The sequence below is a fragment of the Polaribacter sp. Hel1_33_96 genome, from assembly GCF_002846595.1.
GTDB lineage: Bacteria > Bacteroidota > Bacteroidia > Flavobacteriales > Flavobacteriaceae > Polaribacter.
Genome location: NZ_PJMV01000001.1, coordinates 1,754,221 through 1,769,730, shown reverse-complemented (window position 1 = coordinate 1,769,730; position 15,510 = coordinate 1,754,221). Strand labels below are relative to the sequence as shown.

Here is a 15,510-nt window from a genome sequence, read left to right as displayed (position 1 = left end):
GATTTTAAATATTTAAGAATAAAGAAAACAATTTTACATTGCTCCCCACTCTTTAAGAGATTCAGTATTCATTTTTATATATGCATCATTTTTGGACGCCTTAGCACCTTCTAAAGATTTTTTAGCAGTTGCAATTGCTTTATCTTTATCACCCATTTTTGCATAAATTAAAGACTGTTGCCTTAGTTGCCAAAAGCCAGGTTTCTCAATCATAGACATGGCTTTTTCCATCCATTCATTAGCTTTTTTAATATCTTTATCTTGCTGGCTATAATAGATTGCAGCATTATAATAATCTCCAGATTTAGGAGATGCAGCCATCACAGCATCAATAGTTTCAGAAACCAGTTGATCAGTAGGAACTTCAAGTTTAATTCCAACATATGTTTTTTCCCAAATAAGTCCAATTACGACAGATGTACTTGTTACGTCATCAAAAGAAATAGTGAATGATTCAATATTCATCGGCATAGACTCAACTTTTGCGGTAGTTTTTGCGGCTATTTTATTATCGTCCCAATCTCTTGGAACACCGCTTTTATCCGAATCAGCATAAAACATTACTTCCCAAGTATCTTTGTTTGGTACAGAATACAATCCGTAAGAGCCCGCTTTTAATGTTTGTCCATCTATGGTTACATCAGAACTAAAAGTTACTTTTGTGTTTGCATTTGCACCAGTTCTCCATGTTTTTCCGAAGCTAACTAGATCACCAAAAATAGTTCTTCCTTTTACTCCAGGTCTGGAATATTCTATGTCAATATCTGTCAATCCTACCCTTTGAGATACCTTACCTAGAGGACTAGGAGCAGGTGTTGTTATTTTTAATTCAACAACAGGTTCGGTAACTGTTTTTACAACTGCTTGTTCATTTTCTTTACAACTAGTAAGAGAAAGCACTAGTGCGAAAATAAAGATACTTAAAATTTTAAAAATTGGTTTATTCATGATTAGTTTAAATTTTTCATAAAGTTACAAATTCAAAAAATGACAATTGTTAACAAAACCTTAAAATAAGGGTTTGTATCTTTGTGCTTTATTTAAAATAATGAAGAAATATATATCAGAATTTATTGGAACCTTCTCTATGATTTTCTGTGGAACGGGAGCAATGACAGTCAATGAAGTTACGGGAGGTAATGTTACACATGTAGGAATTGCAATTACTTGGGGATTAATAGTTATGGCGATGATTTATGCTTTTGGAGAAACTTCTGGAGCCCATTTTAATCCTGCTGTGACAATCGCTTTTGCTTATGCAAAAAAGTTCTCTTGGAAAGAAGTTCCCCAATATATAAGTGCTCAAGTTTTGGGTGCTTTTGCAGCCAGTTTAATTCTATGGTTTCTGTTTCCTGCGAGTGAAATTTTAGGAGCCACCATTCCAACTGTAGATGTTTGGCGTGCTTTTGTGCTAGAATTATTATTAACCTTTTTCTTAATGGTTGTAATCATAAATGTTTCCACCGGAAGTAAAGAAATTGGTGTAGTTGCTGGTATCGCGATTGGGGCAGTGGTTTTGTTAGAAGCCATGTTTGCAGGTCCAATTACAAACGCTTCAATGAATCCTGCACGTTCTATAGCTCCAGCAATTGTTTCGGGTCATTTAGAGCATCTGTGGATGTATATTGTAGCTCCAATTCTAGGAGCTTTGTTAGCAGTAGTTTCTTGTAAATTAGTGAAAGATGAAAACTGTTGCGATGAGAAATGTTAGTATTTTAGGTTGTGGTTGGTTAGGTAAATCATTAGCAATCTCCTTGTTAGATGAAGGATATTCTTTAAAAGGATCTACGACAAGGGAAGAGAAGTTAGAACTTTTGGAAGTCAATAATATTGAACCTTTTATTATAGATATTAGTTCTTTTGAAGAATTTGACGACTTTTTACAGTCAGATATTTTGATTATTGCGATTACCTCTAAAGATATAGATGGGTTTGAAAATCTAATTGCTCAAATTGAAAATTCTAGTATTCAAAAAGTAATTTTTATAAGTTCTACTTCAGTTTATGCCAGGTTAAATAAAGTAATGACTGAAGAAGATGAAGTTTTAAAAACACCTCTAACAGTAATTGAAAATCTATTTAGAGAGAATACTTTTTTTGAAACTACTATCATCCGTTTTGCAGGTTTATTTGGTGATGAAAGACATCCATCAAATTGGTTTAAGAACGGACGTAAAATTCCACAGCCAAAGGGATTTGTGAATATGATTCATAAAGAAGATTGTATCGAAATTATTCATGAAATCATTGCTCAAAATTGTTGGAATGAAATCTTTAATGCCTGCTCTAATCATCATCCAACCAGAAGAGAGTTTTATATAATGGCAAAATTGAGTGCCGATTTTGAGATTCCTGAATTTGAAGAAAATGAAGTCTATGAATGGAAAATTATAAGCTCTAAGAAAGTTCAAAAAGTTCTAGGCTACAAATTTGTTCATGACGATTTATTAAACATTTAGTATTATCACTTCATTTAATAAGAATAATACGTAATTATTTAGTGTATTTTTTTCTTCTTAAATAATTAAAAACGAATCCGAATACAAACAAAACAATTAGTGGAAGAATTACATTTAAAAATTGCCATAAAGTTCGCTCTTTAAAAGCTTTTTGTTTGTCTAAAATTTTGATTTTTAATGTTTTGTTTCTGAGTTCGAGTAAACCAATATCATCTAATAAATAATCAATGGTATTAATAAGAAAATCTTTATTTCCAAATTCTTGATTGGTCCATTTATCTCTGTTTAGATCAAAAGGTTGAATTTTTGATTCATCATCTTTTAAAATTTGATTTTTTCCAACATCACCATCAGAAATTACCACCATTTTATTTTGGATTGCATTTTTTTTATAAAGAGGAGTCTCAAAAGGTTTTATACGATTCTTATAGGCTGAATTAAAATCACCTTCCAGCAAGACAGCAAATAGTTGATTCCCGTCATTATAATCAGTTTCTACAACTTTATCAGCAATAGATTGTAATTCAATAAAATTAGGAGTACCTATTTTTTTAGTTAATAAAGAACTCACCAATAAAGGTGTTTTTTTAATGTTATTTTTTAGAGTATCTATCTGATTTGCAAATCGTAATCTAACAGGAACAATGTTTTTTGTAATTGCATGGTCTGGGTTCCCTCTAACTAAAGGATGATAAAACCAATCTAAATTTTGAAATTGTGTTTGATTGCCAATTTTACCTGTTGCTAAGGAAATTTTGGCGGCATATAGATCTTTAATTAAAGATGTATTTATTCTTACTCCATATGAAAATAGTAGATCTGTTAGATTTAAATCTCTCGGATATGCTAACATTTTACCATTTGCAAATAGACTATCTTGATCTGCCTGCACATTGTCTAACATCCACAATGTTTTTCCACCATTTGCGATAAACTGATCTAAAGTAAATTTTTCTTGTGCAGTAAATTTTTGAGTAGGTTTCGCAATAATTGCTAAATTAAAAGATGTTAAATCTTTTAGAGTTTGTTGTGGATTTGTGGCTACAGAATCCAATGTAAACTTTGCTAATCTGTATTTTTTTACAACTTCACTTAATAAATTATATTGATACATGTCCTGTAATTCGCCATTGCCGGTAATAACGGCCACTCTTTTCTGCTTTTTTTGCGTGATGGAGTGCATCGCATTCGAAAAACTATATTCTAAATTTTCAATAGCTTTTTGCAATTGCTCATCTTGTGAGGCAATAATTGTATTCGGTAATAAAGAGACGAGCGTTGATTTTTTTTCAAAAGAAATTTCTGCCCATGGGAAAATAATTGCTTCAGATAACTTTCCAGCTTCTTCTACAGTTAATTTACTTGGCAGCATACCGCGTTTAATTAATTCTTCGCGTTGTTCATCTGGAGCTTCAAAATTGATTTTTATGTTTGTGTTTTCGGCAGATAGCTCCTCTAAATATTGACGCGTTTCTACTTGTAATCTTTTAAATTCTGAAGGAAAGTCACCCTCTAGATATACAGTAATATAGAGTCTTTTGTTAATTTTAGAAAGAACTGAGTTTGTGGTTTCGGATAAGGTGTAACGTTTGTCTTGGGTTAAGTCGAAACGTTTATAGAATGATTGATTAATGAAGTTCAAAACAATCAAACAAAGCATTAGAAATACGCTATTTTTAACATTTTTATTCATCATCTAATTTAGTTTTAGTTATGAATAAAAAGAAAAGAGTAACACTAACAAAATAGAGGATGTCTCTTGTGTCAATCACACCTCTAGAAATACTTTTATAGTGTTCTTTAATTCCTAGTTTTTGAATGGTTAGACTATTATTTTCGAATGAATCAGCCACCGCGTCAAAACCATTAAAAAGAAAAAATGTGATAAAAACACCAAGAATAAACGCTACAATCTGATTTTTTGATAAGGTGGATGTAAACAAGCCAATTGCTGTGTAAGTCGATGCTAAAAATAGTAAACCAATATAAGCACCAATTGTACTGCCAAAATCAATATTTCCAATGGGATTTCCCAATTTGTAAACGGAATAAATATAGATAAAAGTTGGAATAACGGCGATGATTAACAAAAGTATGGATGCTGTAAATTTTCCTAAAACAATTTGCCAATTAGATAGTGGTTTTGTCTTTAAAAGTTCAATGGTCCCTGTGTTAAATTCATCAGCAAAACTTTTCATGGTTATTGCTGGGATTAAAAAAAGAAAAAGCCAAGGAGCTAAATAAAAAAAAGGAGTTACATCAGCAAAACCAGCATTTAAGATATTAAAATCGTCATTAAAAACAAATAAGAACAAGCCATTAATCAACAAGAAAGCACCAATAACTAAATACGCAATTGGAGATGCAAAAAACGAATTGAATTCTTTTTTTAAAATGGTTTTCAATGTATAAATGTTTATGCGTTTATTGTTTTAAAATACCTTTATTATTTAAAGCTAGATTAGGAATAAGATTAATAAAAGCTCTTGATTCAGAGAGATTATTAAGTTTTTCTCTATCAATAAATTCATTAATTTCTTTATTAGTTCTTAATCCAAAGATAGCTGTCGCATTCTCTAAATTCATTTTTCTTAAAGTTAGTCTTTCTGTTTCTAAAACCGGAAATAACGTAAAATTAAAGTTCATATGATATTTTAAACTTATTTGTTATCTAAACTCCAAGCTTCTGGCTTATCATTAAAAAATGTTTTGGTTGTTGCCCATACATTTTTAAAAAGATCAGAATTTCTATAATCTTCTAAATTTTGTTCTTTTTCCCAGTGAGAATAGGTGAAAAATATTTCTGGGTTTGTTTTATCTTGGTATAATTCCAACAATTTACATCCTTCAGAATTTTTTATGAATTCTTTCTTTGATTCAAATATTTCTTCAAATTTTTTAATATGTTTTGAGTGAAAACTCATTTTAACAATTCTAACAAACATAGGGCTATAATAAAGACGTGTATTCTGGTTTAGTTTCTGTAAAAAAATCAATGATTATTGGATCTCTATAACTTAACCCTAATAAAGTTGAGGCGCCACCAACTGTGTTTAAATTACTTCTGTAAACAGCAATTTCTAGAAAGCCAGCAGAATTAAAAATTGCTAATTTATTTCCATCAAATTGTCTAGAATCTTTGGAGTTAATTCCAGTGATTTCATTGTATTTATTAAAGATCTTTGTAAAAGAATAACGAGAAGCATTTACTTTATAATTACGCCCTTTCCCAATATCATTAAACATTTTTTTACTGATGTTTGTAATTACATTTCCATAATTATCAATGTATAAAACACCTGCAATAATTTGTGTTTGTTTTTGATTTACTTTCGGTTGAATTTCAATTAATTTTTTAAATTCAAATGTTTCCTTACCAATCACAGTTAAATTTCCTCCACGTGCAATAAAACAAGCAACTTTCACAAAAACATCTAAAACAGGAAAACTGCTTTCAATTCTATCGTGAATATTGATTTCTACAATTTTTGTAGGTTGAATTTCTGAGGCAATCATTGATATAATTCCATTATCTGGACAGACAAAGAAATGGTTGTCTAATTCAATAGCAATATGTTTATTATCTATACTCAACTCAGAATCTACACCTACAATGTGTATTGTACCTTCAGGAAAACTTTTGTAAGAATTTTTTAAAATATAGGCCGTCTCTGTAATGTTGAAAGGCGATATGTGGTGTGTAATATCTACAATTTTAGCATCAGCAAGCTCAGAATATATAGCACCTTTTACAGCCCCAACAAAGTGGTCTTTCGTTCCGAAATCTGTAGTTAATGTAATAAAAGACATTAATTTTTTGCTGTTAATTAATTGTGTAAAAGTTATTCATTAATTTAAGCAAATCTAATCATTTTAGAAAATTTATTAGCTATTTTTAGTTGAAATATAAATGTAATCAATTAATAAAAAATAATCATTTGAACGAACGCAATATAGAACTTACAGAAATTAGTCCTAAAGAATTTTTTGGAGCGCAAAACAGCACTATAGAACAATTAAAAAAATACTTCCCAAAAATTAAAATAGTTGCCCGAGGCTCTAAATTAAAAATTTATGGAGATCCAGATGTTTTAGATGAATTCGAAATTCGTTTTGAGCGTTTAATAAAGTATTTTAATAGATATAACAAGCTGGATGAGAATAGTATTGAACGTATTTTAACATCAACTGGAAATGAAGAGAAAACAACTGCAGCAATAAAGGCAAAGGATGTTTTAGTGCATGGTGTTAGTGGAAAGTTGATTAAACCACAAACTGAAAACCAGCGTAAAATGGTCACTTTAATGGCTAAAAATGATATGTTGTTCGCTGTGGGGCCTGCCGGAACAGGTAAAACATATACAGCAGTTGCTTTAGCCGTAAAGGCCTTAAAAGAAAAAGAAGTAAGAAGAATTATTTTAACAAGACCTGCGGTTGAATCTGGTGAGAATTTAGGTTTTCTTCCGGGAGATTTAAAAGAAAAATTAGATCCTTACATGCAACCGTTATATGATGCATTAAGAGATATGATTCCGTATGAAAAATTAGAGTCGCATTTAGAAAAAGGAATCATTCAAATTGCACCTTTGGCATTTATGAGGGGAAGAACCTTAGACAATGCATTTGTAATTTTAGACGAAGCTCAAAATACGACCCACAATCAAATGAAAATGTTTTTAACAAGAATGGGTAAAAGTGCAAAGTTCATCATTACTGGAGATCCAGGGCAGATAGATTTGCCAAGAAAACAAATTTCTGGATTAAAAGAGTCTTTATTAGCATTAAAGGATATTACCGGAATTGCACAAGTGTACCTTGATGATAAAGATGTTGTAAGACACAGATTAGTTAAGAGAATTATTTCAGCATATAAAAGTATAGAAACAGAATGATTAAGATAAAAGAAAGTGAATTAGGCTTGCAAGATTATTTCTATATTGGTTGTTTGTACCTCATTATTTTAGGGATTGTGAGTCATGCCATTTTCTATGGGATTTTTGGAGTATCCTATTTAAATTATACAACTATTTTAGATGCGTTAATTTCACCTATAAGCTTGTTAACTAATAATTGGAAAATTTCTATATTTCTAGTTTTCGTGTTTTGGTTGATGCATATGTATTTTACAAAATGGATGTTTAAATTTTATGCATATTTAAGAGTTAAAAAGTGATAACAGCAAGTCCAATAGCAGAGAATTTAAAACAAATAAAAGTCTTAGAAAAGAAGAAATAATAATCTATAAAAAAGACTATTTTTGCCAGAACAACAACACAACAAAAAATGAATACAATCAACAAAACTAATTTCAATTTTCCCAATCAAAAATCTGTGTATAAGGGAAAAGTAAGAGAAGTTTATAATATTAATGATAAACTTTTAGTAATGATTGCCTCTGACCGACTTTCAGCTTTTGATGTTGTGTTACCGCGTCAAATTCCATTTAAAGGTCAAATTTTAAATCAGATAGCGACTAAAATGATGAATGATACTGTTGATATTGTTCCTAACTGGTTGCTAGCAAATCCTGATGAAAATGTTGCTGTAGGTCATTTATGTGAACCTTTTAAAGTTGAAATGGTAATTCGTGGATATTTATCGGGTCATGCAGCTCGTGAGTATAAAGTAGGTAAAAGAGTTTTATGTGGCGTAGAAATGCCAGATGGATTGAAAGAAAATGATAAATTTCCTAATCCAATTATTACTCCATCAACCAAAGCCGAGAATGGCGAGCATGACGAGGATATTTCTAGGGAAGATATTTTAGCTAATAAAATTGTTTCTGAAGAAGATTATCTCGTTTTAGAAGATTACACAAGAAAGTTGTTTCAAAGAGGAACAGAAATTGCGGCAAAAAGAGGACTGATTTTAGTAGACACAAAATACGAATTTGGTAAAACTAAAGAAGGTAAAATTGTTTTGATTGATGAAATTCATACTCCAGATTCTTCACGTTATTTTTATGCTGACGGATATGAGGAAAGACAGCACAAAGGTGAAAATCAAAAGCAATTATCTAAAGAATTTGTGCGTCAATGGTTGATCGAAAATGGTTTTCAAGGAAAAGAAAATCAGCAAATTCCAGCAATGTCAGAGGCTAAGATTTCAGAAATCTCTAACAGATATATAGAGCTGTATGAACAAATTACAGGAGAAAAATTTGTGAAAGCAAGTACCGAAGATGTATTAGCTAGAATTGAAAAAAATATTACTGATTTTCTTGCTTAATGAAGGCGGTAACCATAAAACAACTTAAAGACGAATTAACTCACAAATCAGCTAGTGAGTTAAAAGAGTTATGTTTGCACTTATCGAGGTTTAAAAAGGAAAACAAAGAATTACTTACCTATTTATTGTTCGAGTCTCATGATGAAGATGCATACATACAATCTATAAAGGATCAAATGGATGTTCAGTTTTCTGAGATAAATACAAATAGTTTTTTTTACATCAGAAAAAGTGCTCGTAAAATTTTATCCCTCACAAAAAAGTTTATCAGATATTCTAAAAAGAAAGAAACAGAAACTGAATTATTATTGTATTTCTGTAAAAAATTAAGGGACTTTAAACCTTCAATAGAAAGAAGTCAGCGTTTGCAAAATGTTTTTGATTCACAAGTAAGATTAATCAAAAAAGCTATAGAAAAATTGCATGAAGACTTACAATATGATTATCAATTAGAATTAAATGATTTGTTAAATAATGAATAAAGAAAGACCGAAATTACCAGATTTAATAAATGCTCAAACAACTAAAGTAGAGGCTTTTCAAAATTCAATTATCCGACCCGTAATTAAAATGCAACATCATTTAATAATTGCATTTTTTAAACAGTATCTTCAGAAAAGAAAAATAGATATTTCTTCGTTATCAGAAGAAAAGAAAAAATTGAAAATCAAATCTATTTTTGAAAAAGATATAAATTTTAAGAATTTAATTTTAGGTATTATTATTGGTCATTTTTCAGTGGAAGAGTATCTTTCTTACACTCAGAATTTAACAGAATTTAATAAAAGAGTGATACAAATTATAATACAAAGACTTCAAGATAGCCTTTCAGAAATATAAAACTTATCGGTTATTACTGAAAGTAGTAATCACAAAACTCTTATTTACTCTTTTCAGCTAACAACTTTTTTTGATACTTTCCTTGAACAACATCAACAATGACTAAAATTGCAAGTACAAAATAGAAAGTTGTTTTACTCATTGGTACAATTTCGTTACCAAAAAGTTTAATATGTGCTAAATGGCCGCCTTCTGTAACAAGCATAATTCCAACAATAAAAAGGATAAATAGCCCTAGAACTTCATACATTCTATTTTTTGCTAAGAAAGTTGATATTCTATCCGCCAAGAGTAACATTAACAATCCACTAATTACAATTGCAATTGCCATTACAATAAAAGCAGTGGTAGCACTTTCTATTTCGCTCGTAAGACCAATTGCTGCTAAAATTGAATCAAAAGAAAAAACCAAATTCATTAAAACAATACTTGTAATAACTGCGTTCGAAGATTTTTTTCGGTTTAAGTCGCCTCCAACTTCGTGATCTAAATCTATTGCGCTAATCATATGCCAAATTTCTTTAATAGCTGTGTAAATAATAAATCCACCACCGATTAAGACGATGATGCTATGACCATTAAAAGCAAATTTCACAACATCTTTTATTCCTCCTGATAAAAAAGAAAAAGGTTCTTGAAAAAAATCAATGATAGAAACCAACACAAATAAGAGAACAATTCTTAATACAATTGCTATTAAGATTCCTGTTTTTCTCACTTTTTTTTGATTCGCTGTTGGTGCTTTTTTTGACTCTAAAGAAATATAAAGTAAGTTGTCAAAGCCAAGAACTGCTTGTAATAAGATCAACATTATTAAAGTAAAAATAACTTCTAACATGATTTTTTTTTAGGATTAATTAATTCAATTTTTTAGGATTTTCAAATATATTTAAAGAAATTAAATGATACCATACTTCTTACAAGAAATATTTCCAAAGTATTCTAATACTAACAAAAGCAATTAAAATAGCTGTGGCCTTTTTTAATTGAATAGGAGTAAAAAATTTATTACTCATTCTACTACCAATTTGTCCTCCAATAAATACAGTTATTAATAATATTGAAGTTAGATTCCAGTCGATTTCAAAATTTGGATTAGAATACTGGCCTAACAAACCAGCAATAGAGTTTACCAAGATAAAAACACTTGCCGTTGCTGCTATTTTTTTAGGAGTATCCCAATTTGTGAGATGTAAAAGAGGAGCTAAAAATATACCACCTCCAATGCCTACCATTCCAGAAATGAATCCAATAACACCGCCAAAACTAGCATTTTTTATGGGTTTTGGATTTATATTTTTTTTATCCGAAGAAATAATTTGTTTAGAGATCCACATAGTAATTGCAGCAAATAAAAGAGTAAGTCCTAATAAAATGAAAAAGAATTCTTCACTTATCATTATTTTTCCGCTTATATAAGCAAAAGGAATACTCAAAAAGACTAGAGGAATTATTTTTTTCCAATTCATTTTTTTTTCGTGATGGAACAAGAGTACATTCCCTAAAACAACAATGATGTTGCATAATAATGCTGTTGCTCTAATTTGAGTATAAACGATTCCGCTTAAAGCCAAAATAGCTAAGTAGCTAGATCCGCCTCCAAAGCCGACTGATGAATACAATATGGCGACAGCAAAGAATAACATAATGATATGCCAGAATTGCACAAAGGTTTCAAAAATCAAAAAAAGTTGTTTATGTTTAAGTTTGCTACTAAAAAACCTTTTGTTTAATTGTGATATAAAAAAGGCAGAATTAGATAGATAAATGTATACAATTTTATTTAAATTGCTGAAAATAAAAACCAATGATGAATAATAATATTTCAGAAAATAAAAAAAAGTACTGGAAAAAAAATTTAAAATATGTATCAATACTGCTTAGTATTTGGTTTTTGGTCTCTTTTGTTTTTGGTATTCTCTTATTCGATGAGCTAAATATGATTCGATTAGGTGGTTTTAAACTTGGTTTTTGGTTTGCACAACAAGGCGCTATTTATGTTTTTGTAATACTCATTTTTGTTTATATAAAATTGATGAATAAGTTGGATAAAAAATTTGGGTATAATAATTAATTTATAATAAAAAATATAATGAGCATTCAAGTTTGGACATGGATTTTAGTAGGAATTACATTTGCATTATACATAGGAATTGCAATTTGGACCAGAGCAGGATCAACAAAAGAATTTTATGTGGCTGGAGGTGGTGTTTCTCCTTTAGCAAATGGATTAGCGACTGCAGCAGATTGGATGTCCGCAGCATCTTTCATTTCAATGGCAGGTCTTATTTCGTTTAACGGTTATGACGGTTCTGTATATCTAATGGGTTGGACAGGAGGTTATGTTTTACTAGCGCTATTATTAGCACCATATTTAAGAAAATTTGGAAAATTTACAGTCCCAGATTTTATTGGAGATCGGTATTATTCTAACGTAGCAAGAAGTGTAGCTGTATTTTGTGCGCTTTTAGTTTCATTTACTTATGTAGCTGGTCAAATGCGTGGAGTAGGTTTAGTATTCTCTCGTTTTTTAGAAGTTGATATCAATACAGGTGTAATTATTGGGATGATAATTGTTCTGTTTTATGCTGTTTTAGGAGGAATGAAAGGAATTACATATACACAAGTTGCACAATATTGTGTGTTGATTTTTGCTTTTATGGTGCCTGCAATTTTTATTTCAATTCAAATGACAGGTAACCCAATACCTCAATTAGGTTTTGGAGGAATGGATGAAGGTGGTGTTTACCTTTTAGATAAGTTAGATGGTTTACACAAAGAATTAGGTTTTGCAGAATATACATCAGGAAGTAAATCAACGTTAGATGTTTTTTTTATTACAGGTGCACTAATGGTTGGTACTGCAGGGTTGCCACACGTAATTGTTCGTTTTTTTACAGTAAAAAGAGTTGCAGATGCAAGAAAATCTGCAGGTTGGGCATTATTGTTTATAGCCATTTTATACACAACAGCGCCAGCAATAGCTGTTTTTTCAAGAACAAATTTAATTGAAACTGTAAGTAATAAAGAATATGCAACCTTACCTGATTGGTTTGGTAATTGGGAAAAAACAGGACTCATAAAGTTTGATGATAAGAATAACGATGGGTTAGTTCAGTATTTAGCAGATACTAAAAAGAATGAACTAATAGTTGATAAAGATATTATGGTTTTAGCAAACCCAGAAATTGCACAATTACCAAATTGGGTAATTGCTTTAGTTGCAGCAGGAGGTTTAGCAGCTGCTTTATCTACTGCAGCTGGGTTGTTATTAGTTATTTCATCATCAGTTTCTCACGATTTAATTAAGAAAATGATAAATCCAGACATTTCTGAAAAAGGAGAATTAGTAGCAGCAAGGTTATCAGCAGTTGTTGCAGTATGTGTGGCTGGTTATTTTGGTATAAATCCACCAGATTTTGTTGTAGCAACAGTAGCTTTGGCTTTTGGTTTGGCAGCAGCATCCTTTTTTCCAGCAATCGTTTTAGGTATTTTTAGTAAAAGAATGAATAAAGAAGGTGCAATTTCAGGAATGTTAGTAGGTATTTTATTAATGCTTTTTTATATGATGAAATTCAAATTCGATTGGTTTGGTGGTGGAGGTAAAGAAGATTGGTGGTTTGGAATTTCACCAGAAGGATTTGGTACAGTGGCCATGATTACTAATTTTATTATTTCTCTTATTGTTTCTAGGTTTACACCAGAACCACCAAGTAAGGTTAGGGAAATTGTCGAAAACATAAGGATACCAAGTGGGGTAAATGAAGCACAACATCATTAAAAAAGATTTAAAGTTTTGCTTTTTATTGGTAAAATAACGTTATCAGTAGAATAAATAATAGATGAAGATTTAGTTTTAAGACATTAGAGCTTTAAATAAAGTATAAAAAATGAGTAATTATCACATTAAGCATCTAGAGGAATATTATCAAGTTTATAGAAAATCAATTCGTGAACCAGAAAAGTTTTGGGAAGAATTAGCAGAAGAACACTTTTTATGGCGAAAAAAATGGGACAAAATTTTAGATTGGGATTTTTCTAAACCAGAAATTAAATGGTTTCAAGGCGCTCAACTAAACATCACAGAAAATTGTATTGATAGGCATTTATCAACAAGAGGAGGTAAAACAGCTATTTTATTTGAGCCAAATGATGTTAATGAAGCAGCGGAACACATTACTTATAGACAACTGCATCAAAGAGTAAATCAATTTGCAAATGTTTTAAAAGAAAACGGAGTAAAAAAAGGAGACAGAATTTGTATTTATGTTCCTATGATTCCAGAATTAGCAATAGCAACATTAGCTTGTGCTAGAATTGGAGCTATACATTCTGTTGTCTTTGCAGGGTTTTCATCAGTGGCATTATCCACTAGAATTAATGATTCTGACTGTAAAATGGTAATTACTTCAGATGGTTCTTACAGGGGGGCAAAAACAATTGATTTAAAAGGAATTGTAGATGAAGCTCTAAAAAGTTGTTCGGGAGTTGAAACTGTTTTGGTAGCAAAAAGAATAAATTCTGATATTAATATGAAAGAAGGACGTGACAAATGGTTACAACCTTTATTAGATATAGCATCAGATATATGTGAAGCAGAAATTATGGATGCAGAAGATCCATTATTTATTTTGTATACTTCAGGTTCTACAGGAACTCCAAAAGGAATGGTGCACACAACTGCTGGATACATGGTGTATACAGCATATACTTTTAAAAATGCATTTCAATACAAAGAAAATGATGTCTATTGGTGCACTGCAGATATTGGATGGATTACTGGTCATTCTTACATTGTTTATGGCCCTTTGGCAAACGGAGCAACCACTGTTATGTTTGAGGGAGTGCCAAGTTATCCAGATTTTGGACGCTTTTGGGAAATTGTAGAGAAGCATAAAGTAAACCAATTTTACACTGCGCCCACAGCAATTAGAGCATTGGCAAAACAAGGAACAGAATTGGTAAATAAATATGACTTATCAACTTTAAAAGTTTTAGGGTCTGTAGGAGAACCCATAAATGAGGAAGCATGGCATTGGTATAATGATAATGTAGGAAAAAAGAAAAGTCCGATTATTGATACCTGGTGGCAAACAGAAACCGGAGGTATGATGATCACACCTATTCCCTATGTAACGCCAACAAAACCGACATATGCAACGTTGCCTTTTATTGGGATTCAGCCAGCAATAATGGATGAAAATGGAAAAGAATTAAAAGGAAATCAGGTGGAAGGAAGGTTGTGTATTAAATTTCCCTGGCCAAGTATTGCCAGAACCATTTGGGGAAATCATAAACGATATAAAGAAACTTATTTTTCTGCTTTTGATAACATGTATTTTACTGGTGATGGGGCTTTAAGAGATGAGGTGGGTTATTACAGAATTACTGGTAGAGTAGATGATGTAATTATTGTTTCTGGACATAATCTAGGAACAGCACCTATTGAAGATGCAATTAACGAGCACCCTGCAGTTGCCGAATCTGCTATTGTAGGTTTTCCGCACGATATTAAAGGAAGTGCATTATATGGCTATGTAATTCTTAAAGATACAGGAGAAGGCAGAAATCAGGATAATCTTCGAAAGGAAATTAATCAAATCATTACAGAACACATCGGACCGATTGCGAAATTGGATAAAATTCAGTTTTCAGAAGGATTGCCAAAGACACGTTCAGGAAAAATTATGAGACGTATTTTACGTAAAATCGCGTGTAATGAAATGGATAATTTGGGGGATGTATCTACTTTATTAAACCCTGAAGTTGTGCAAAGTATTATCGATAATAGACTTTAGTTTTTTTAATTTTTCAATAAAAAGAAGCGCAGTATTGAGTGGTTCTGAATTTTTGAGATTAAGTAGATATGATTGTTAAAAGTAAAATAGTTTTAAATAAAAAGTTAGTTTTGAAAAGGCAGATCATAAAGTTAAGAATGAAAAATAATTATTGCTTAATACTACTTTTTTTAGGCCTCTTTTTT

The 15,510-nt window shown here is 30.8% G+C and carries 18 protein-coding genes; 10 read left to right on the top strand and 8 right to left on the bottom strand.

Annotated features, from left to right (window positions below; all coding sequences use genetic code 11):
* Positions 1-33 precede the first annotated feature (33 nt).
* Positions 34-948, bottom strand: a complete 915-nt coding sequence (locus ATE90_RS07865; RefSeq protein WP_036785371.1) for a DUF2911 domain-containing protein — start codon at positions 946-948, stop codon at positions 34-36.
* A 100-nt stretch (positions 949-1,048) separates the two neighbouring features.
* On the opposite strand from ATE90_RS07865, the gene ATE90_RS07860 reads away from it, so the two are divergent.
* Together ATE90_RS07860 and ATE90_RS07855 are read left to right on the top strand one after the other, a co-directional pair.
* Complete coding sequence (locus ATE90_RS07860) at positions 1,049-1,711, top strand: MIP/aquaporin family protein (protein ID WP_036785374.1); 663 nt, start codon at positions 1,049-1,051, stop codon at positions 1,709-1,711.
* Positions 1,683-2,459 carry an NAD(P)H-binding protein gene (locus tag ATE90_RS07855; RefSeq protein ID WP_235317721.1) on the top strand — a complete coding sequence of 259 codons (777 nt, stop codon included), beginning with the start codon at positions 1,683-1,685 and terminating at the stop codon, positions 2,457-2,459. The genes ATE90_RS07860 and ATE90_RS07855 overlap by 29 nt, the downstream gene beginning before the upstream one ends.
* Positions 2,460-2,493: 34 nt before the next feature.
* Here the strand turns inward: ATE90_RS07855 and gldG are convergent, their stop codons facing one another.
* Genes gldG through ATE90_RS07830 form a run of 5 tightly spaced genes read right to left on the bottom strand, consistent with a single transcriptional unit; the run spans position 2,494 to position 6,269 of the window.
* Positions 2,494-4,155: a gliding motility-associated ABC transporter substrate-binding protein GldG gene (gene gldG, locus ATE90_RS07850; RefSeq protein ID WP_235317722.1), complete on the bottom strand. Its 1,662-nt coding sequence runs from the start codon at positions 4,153-4,155 to the stop codon at positions 2,494-2,496.
* On the bottom strand, positions 4,145-4,864 hold the full coding sequence (gene gldF, locus ATE90_RS07845; RefSeq protein WP_036785378.1) for a gliding motility-associated ABC transporter permease subunit GldF: 720 nt from the start codon (positions 4,862-4,864) through the stop codon (positions 4,145-4,147). Before gldF ends, gldG begins: the two co-directional genes overlap by 11 nt.
* Positions 4,865-4,883: 19 nt before the next feature.
* The gene (locus ATE90_RS07840; RefSeq protein WP_052107532.1) at positions 4,884-5,105 is read right to left on the bottom strand and encodes a GNAT family N-acetyltransferase; all 222 of its coding nucleotides are present in this window, start codon (positions 5,103-5,105) and stop codon (positions 4,884-4,886) included.
* A 14-nt stretch (positions 5,106-5,119) separates the two neighbouring features.
* Complete coding sequence (locus ATE90_RS07835) at positions 5,120-5,404, bottom strand: putative quinol monooxygenase (RefSeq protein WP_036785380.1); 285 nt, start codon at positions 5,402-5,404, stop codon at positions 5,120-5,122.
* A gap of 4 nt (positions 5,405-5,408) precedes the next feature.
* A complete protein-coding gene (locus ATE90_RS07830) occupies positions 5,409-6,269 on the bottom strand; it encodes an SAM hydrolase/SAM-dependent halogenase family protein (protein ID WP_036785383.1) in 861 nt (286 codons plus the stop codon).
* A gap of 128 nt (positions 6,270-6,397) precedes the next feature.
* On the opposite strand from ATE90_RS07830, the gene ATE90_RS07825 reads away from it, so the two are divergent.
* The 5 genes from ATE90_RS07825 (at position 6,398) to ATE90_RS07805 (ending at position 9,527) form a co-directional block, all read left to right on the top strand.
* Positions 6,398-7,351, top strand: coding sequence for a PhoH family protein (locus ATE90_RS07825; RefSeq protein WP_036788128.1), 954 nt, complete (start codon positions 6,398-6,400; stop codon positions 7,349-7,351).
* Positions 7,348-7,632 carry a hypothetical protein gene (locus ATE90_RS07820; RefSeq protein ID WP_101451186.1) on the top strand — a complete coding sequence of 95 codons (285 nt, stop codon included), beginning with the start codon at positions 7,348-7,350 and terminating at the stop codon, positions 7,630-7,632. Before ATE90_RS07825 ends, ATE90_RS07820 begins: the two co-directional genes overlap by 4 nt.
* Before the next feature lie 110 nt (positions 7,633-7,742).
* Entirely contained in the window at positions 7,743-8,687 is a 945-nt protein-coding gene (locus tag ATE90_RS07815) for a phosphoribosylaminoimidazolesuccinocarboxamide synthase (RefSeq protein WP_101451184.1), read from the top strand.
* Positions 8,687-9,169, top strand: a complete 483-nt coding sequence (locus ATE90_RS07810) for a hypothetical protein (protein ID WP_036785390.1) — start codon at positions 8,687-8,689, stop codon at positions 9,167-9,169. The genes ATE90_RS07815 and ATE90_RS07810 overlap by 1 nt, the downstream gene beginning before the upstream one ends.
* Positions 9,162-9,527 carry a hypothetical protein gene (locus tag ATE90_RS07805; RefSeq protein ID WP_036785393.1) on the top strand — a complete coding sequence of 122 codons (366 nt, stop codon included), beginning with the start codon at positions 9,162-9,164 and terminating at the stop codon, positions 9,525-9,527. The genes ATE90_RS07810 and ATE90_RS07805 overlap by 8 nt, the downstream gene beginning before the upstream one ends.
* Positions 9,528-9,567: 40 nt before the next feature.
* Here ATE90_RS07805 and ATE90_RS07800 read toward each other — a convergent pair whose 3' ends face one another.
* Positions 9,568-10,365, bottom strand: coding sequence for a TerC family protein (locus tag ATE90_RS07800; protein WP_036785396.1), 798 nt, complete (start codon positions 10,363-10,365; stop codon positions 9,568-9,570).
* A 79-nt stretch (positions 10,366-10,444) separates the two neighbouring features.
* Positions 10,445-11,212, bottom strand: coding sequence for a sulfite exporter TauE/SafE family protein (locus tag ATE90_RS07795; RefSeq protein WP_254712305.1), 768 nt, complete (start codon positions 11,210-11,212; stop codon positions 10,445-10,447).
* 122 nt (positions 11,213-11,334) lie between these two features.
* Here ATE90_RS07795 and ATE90_RS07790 point away from each other — a divergent pair, with 122 nt between their 5' ends.
* The 3 genes from ATE90_RS07790 to acs all read left to right on the top strand — a co-directional run bounded on the left by ATE90_RS07790 (position 11,335) and on the right by acs (position 15,325).
* On the top strand, positions 11,335-11,601 hold the full coding sequence (locus ATE90_RS07790) for a DUF4212 domain-containing protein (RefSeq protein WP_231960092.1): 267 nt from the start codon (positions 11,335-11,337) through the stop codon (positions 11,599-11,601).
* Positions 11,602-11,619: 18 nt separating this feature from the next.
* A complete protein-coding gene (locus ATE90_RS07785) occupies positions 11,620-13,308 on the top strand; it encodes a sodium:solute symporter family protein (protein ID WP_036785398.1) in 1,689 nt (562 codons plus the stop codon).
* A 109-nt stretch (positions 13,309-13,417) separates the two neighbouring features.
* Positions 13,418-15,325 carry an acetate--CoA ligase gene (acs, locus tag ATE90_RS07780; RefSeq protein WP_101451180.1) on the top strand — a complete coding sequence of 636 codons (1,908 nt, stop codon included), beginning with the start codon at positions 13,418-13,420 and terminating at the stop codon, positions 15,323-15,325.
* Positions 15,326-15,510: the final 185 nt, after the last annotated feature.